At 54.9% G+C, this 3,578-nt stretch carries 5 protein-coding genes and 1 pseudogene; 4 read left to right on the top strand and 2 right to left on the bottom strand.

What is annotated here, in order from left to right:
- The first annotated feature begins 208 nt into the window (after positions 1–208).
- Both arr and PY650_RS36160 read left to right on the top strand, forming a co-directional pair.
- Entirely contained in the window at positions 209–634 is a 426-nt protein-coding gene (gene arr, locus PY650_RS36155; protein WP_432761626.1) for an NAD(+)--rifampin ADP-ribosyltransferase, read from the top strand.
- Between the two features lie 364 nt (positions 635–998).
- On the top strand, positions 999–1,451 hold the full coding sequence (locus PY650_RS36160; protein ID WP_285884883.1) for a hypothetical protein: 453 nt from the start codon (positions 999–1,001) through the stop codon (positions 1,449–1,451).
- Between the two features lie 133 nt (positions 1,452–1,584).
- Here PY650_RS36160 and PY650_RS36165 read toward each other — a convergent pair whose 3' ends face one another.
- Both PY650_RS36165 and PY650_RS37610 read right to left on the bottom strand, forming a co-directional pair.
- On the bottom strand, positions 1,585–2,229 hold the full coding sequence (locus tag PY650_RS36165; protein WP_285884885.1) for an IS1595 family transposase: 645 nt from the start codon (positions 2,227–2,229) through the stop codon (positions 1,585–1,587).
- Between the two features lie 54 nt (positions 2,230–2,283).
- Positions 2,284–2,397: pseudogene (locus PY650_RS37610) on the bottom strand (transposase); the annotation flags it as partial.
- A gap of 497 nt (positions 2,398–2,894) precedes the next feature.
- On the opposite strand from PY650_RS37610, the gene PY650_RS36170 reads away from it, so the two are divergent.
- Together PY650_RS36170 and PY650_RS36175 are read left to right on the top strand one after the other, a co-directional pair.
- Positions 2,895–3,290, top strand: coding sequence for a type II toxin-antitoxin system RelE/ParE family toxin (locus PY650_RS36170; RefSeq protein WP_285884887.1), 396 nt, complete (start codon positions 2,895–2,897; stop codon positions 3,288–3,290).
- On the top strand, positions 3,262–3,564 hold the full coding sequence (locus tag PY650_RS36175) for a helix-turn-helix domain-containing protein (protein ID WP_112507876.1): 303 nt from the start codon (positions 3,262–3,264) through the stop codon (positions 3,562–3,564). Before PY650_RS36170 ends, PY650_RS36175 begins: the two co-directional genes overlap by 29 nt.
- The last annotated feature ends 14 nt before the right edge of the window (positions 3,565–3,578 follow it).

Here is a 3,578-nt window from a genome sequence, read left to right on the forward strand (position 1 = left end):
TGCGCACGGCTCGGGGCCGACGTGGTTCGCTACACCTTCATCGTAATGGACTTTCACCATCTACTCCTTGCCGGTCTCCCGGCGCACCCCCATAGGATCTTGTTCACCAGCTTCACCAATGTGCATTCGCCGTCAAAGTCGAAAAGGAAAAATCATGCCTAAAGAGCTTGAAAACGACTACAAGCAGACTCATAAGATAAGGACGATTATGATGACCGAAGCGCCGGACGTGGGACCCTTCTTTCATGGCACAATCGCGGATTTGCGCGTGGGTGACTTCCTCACCGCAGGATACCGCTCGAACTATCGTCCTGAAGTGGTGATGAACCATATCTATTTCACTGCCATTGTGGAAGGTGCCGGGCTTGCCGCTGAAATCGCGGCTGAACTCACCGAAGGCGGCGCAGTCCCGCGTGTTTACGTCGTTGAGCCAACCGGGACATTCGAGAACGACCCGAACGTGACCGACAAGAAATTTCCCGGCAACCCTACTCGGTCGTATCGCAGCAGCGCAGCGCTCAAGGTTACCGGCGAAATCACGCATTGGACCAGATTGACGCCTGAAGCACTACAGGTATGGAGAGAACGACTGACCGCACTGCGCTCAGACGAACGAGGCGAAATCATCAACTGATGCGAGGCGACACGCATCGTGTGCTCATTGCGCGATCCAATTGCTAGGAAACGGTCAGGTTTCCACCCCGAACTGGACAGCCAGGTCCAGTATGCAGAACGCAGCTTTGAGGAAATCTCGTAGCCTGGTTTAACGGTCGAATAGGATGGCGCGAAGCCGTCATTCAATGATCTAATTTTCTATCTCCGTAATGGGCGCTACTGCGAAAGTCAGCGATGCCCGCCTTGAAGCGATTAGGACCGATGACCCTGTTGCTACAAAAGTTCTCCGCCTCAAATTTTTCCGCAATTATGTAGGATCCACCACCAGACTCTCATTCCATGACCAGATAGTCTGAAAGCGTAGCTTTTAGAGGGTGTTACGGATGCAGGTGGTAGAGGAGCTGAAGAAGAAGCGGGAAGAACTGGGAACGATGATCGAGGTTCTTCGCGGCGAGATCGAGATCCTGGAGCAGCAGCGGGCCGCGTTCGACACCGTGCTGAAAGTTTACGACGAGAACTATCGACCCGACGGCGCTGCTCGGATCCGTTCGAGAAAGCCTCCGAAGGTGCCTGCAAGCGCTGTGACACCATTGCTCAAGGATCTCGACAAGCGCGGAGCCCTCCTGCGCATCCTGAGAGATGCAGAGGCTCCGGTTTCGACTGCGGACTGCGCAAAGCAGGTCGCGCTGCAGATCGGGTTGACGGAGGATGATCCGCGGCTTGGCCAGATTGGCAACGTTCTGTCGCGAGACCTCGACAAGCTCGTCAAGGACGGCCGGGCACGATATGCGGGTGTCGCCGACGGCCAGCGTCGCCTCTGGGAGAGCGCGGCCTGATCATGCCCCGTCCGGACTGACACCGTTCGCCCAGACGAGGTCGGGCGGCTTGTTGCCCTCCCAGTAGCCACACAGATTGCGCGATGTCTTCCTCGACAATGCGAAATGCACCATGCTCCACATCTGCGTGCCGTTATCGACCCGGCGATTGTCCTTGCGCCAGGCGATTTCCGCCGCGTACCAGTCGAAGTACTTCACCCGAGAAGCGGTGGTGGATGCCAACATAGGCCCGCTGGATGCGTGAGAAGAAACTCTCGACGTGATTGGTGTTCACGCCGTCCTTGGTCTCATATTCCCTGCTGTGGTTTACGCGCTTGAGTTCTTGCAGCCCCTGGAGGTCGTCATAGCTGAAGTGTTCGTCGGCGTGAATCGTCGAACCCTTGCGGACGTGCTTCCTGGCGAACTCCCAAGCCTCGTTGCTGTCCTCGGTTCGAATGACGCGAGTGAGGGTGCGTTCTCGTCCGAAGAGCGTCTTCTCTCGCATGGCAAGGATCGTCATCCGTTTGAGATTCTGATACTTTTTCCTTCGTCGATCGATCCGGTCCTCCTTCCGGTTCTTCTGCTTGATGTGTCCGCCAGCATACTTTCCGTCGATGTGGATCTCGCCTTCGAGAACCATGTCTTCGCGCCTGGTGGCGATCGCCTCGCGCATCTTCATCAGGAAGACCCAGGCGGTCTTGTACTGGCATCCGAGTTCGCGGGAGAGCTGGAGGGCGCTCTTGCCCTTCACACTGTTCACGGACAGCCACAGACTCGTCAGAATGTCTCGAAAGGACATCTTTCGGAAGGCAAAGACCGTCTTCGAGGTGACCGAAAATTCGCGACGGCACTTCTGGCATTTGAAGCGCTGTCGTCGGATCGGATAGCAGCGCTCGTGCCCGCAATTGATGCAGATCGGACGGCCGCTAGTCTCCGGCCAGCGGATCAGGCAGAACGTCTTGAAGGCATCTTCCTCGGTGACCTTGCGGAGGGTCTTAAGCGTGAAGGTCCGGCAGTGTGGCGAAAGGAGGAAGTGCTGGTTGCCCCAATATTTCTACCCTCCGGAGAACCTCCAGGTCATCGGAGCTGAAGGAAATTCCGGATACGGCAGGCACGTTGATATTGTTGGGATCTTCCATGTTCAGAGCCTTCATTGAGGACAATACGAGAGCGTTCGCCGATCAGGCGTTGGATTGTCGCAACTCTATTCGTATCAATCTGAACATGGCGCGTTCGTACCATCGCGTTGTCAGAGTCGATCGGCTTCGGAGAGGCGCGCGAGAACGACCCTGCTGTAATGGCCGTAATGCTGCAACCGTCGGCATGGATTGAAAATGTTCAAGGAATATTTATGTTTGGCGACAAATATCAACCAGTGGCTGCGGTTGTCGATGCCGTTCCGGGTGCGAGATTTTTCAAAATCTCGCTTGCTATCTGTATCACGGAGTAATATATAAATTGCCAGTGAGAGTTTTGAAGGATTTGGAGTTCGAGGACTGGGCCGGAGAGTACAACGTGACGGATGCCATGTTGTGTGATGCCGCAAAGGAGATCGAAGCTGGATTGGTTGATGCCAGATTGGGCGGCTTTCTTCTCAAGAAGCGAGTGGCAGCACCAGGGCGTGGCAAGCGTGGAAGCTATCGGACTATCGTTGGCCATCGTCAGGGCGACAGGCTTATTTTCGTCCACGGCTTCGCCAAGAACGAGACTGACAATATCACGAAGAAGGAAAAGGAAGCCCTTCGAAAGCTATGTGATGTCTACATGCTCGCTGACGACAAAAAGCTCGCTGAGATGATTGAAATGAAACAGATACTGGAGATTCAGTGCCATGAGCAGAATTCTCAAGAACGTTCATAAGTCTGCTGCGCGACTGCACGAAGCCGGCTTTGTGGATGATGTGACGATGCGGGAGTTCGACGCTCTCTGCCTTCCTCCTCTTCGTGACTATACGCCCGAGGAGATCAAGAAAATCCGGAACTCAAACAAGGTCAGCCAGGCCGTGTTTGCTCAGTTCATCAACGTTAAGAAGATCACGGTTGCCGCATGGGAGCAGGGAACGAAGAAACCCAGCAGCACGGCCATCAAGATCCTTGATATTGTTGAACGAAAAGGACTGGAAGTGCTGCGATAGCAGCTTGCTTCCAG

This window comes from Martinezella calliandrae, from assembly GCF_030272695.1.
Taxonomy (GTDB): Bacteria; Pseudomonadota; Alphaproteobacteria; order Rhizobiales; family Rhizobiaceae; genus Rhizobium; species Rhizobium calliandrae.

Coding starts and splice junctions, on each gene's coding strand:
- arr (WP_432761626.1), top strand. CDS start 209: ATGATGACCGAAGCGCCGGACGTGGGACCCTTCTTTCATGGCACAATC.
- PY650_RS36160 (WP_285884883.1), top strand. CDS start 999: ATGCAGGTGGTAGAGGAGCTGAAGAAGAAGCGGGAAGAACTGGGAACG.
- PY650_RS36165 (WP_285884885.1), bottom strand. CDS start 2,229: ATGTCCTTTCGAGACATTCTGACGAGTCTGTGGCTGTCCGTGAACAGT.
- PY650_RS36175 (WP_112507876.1), top strand. CDS start 3,262: ATGAGCAGAATTCTCAAGAACGTTCATAAGTCTGCTGCGCGACTGCAC.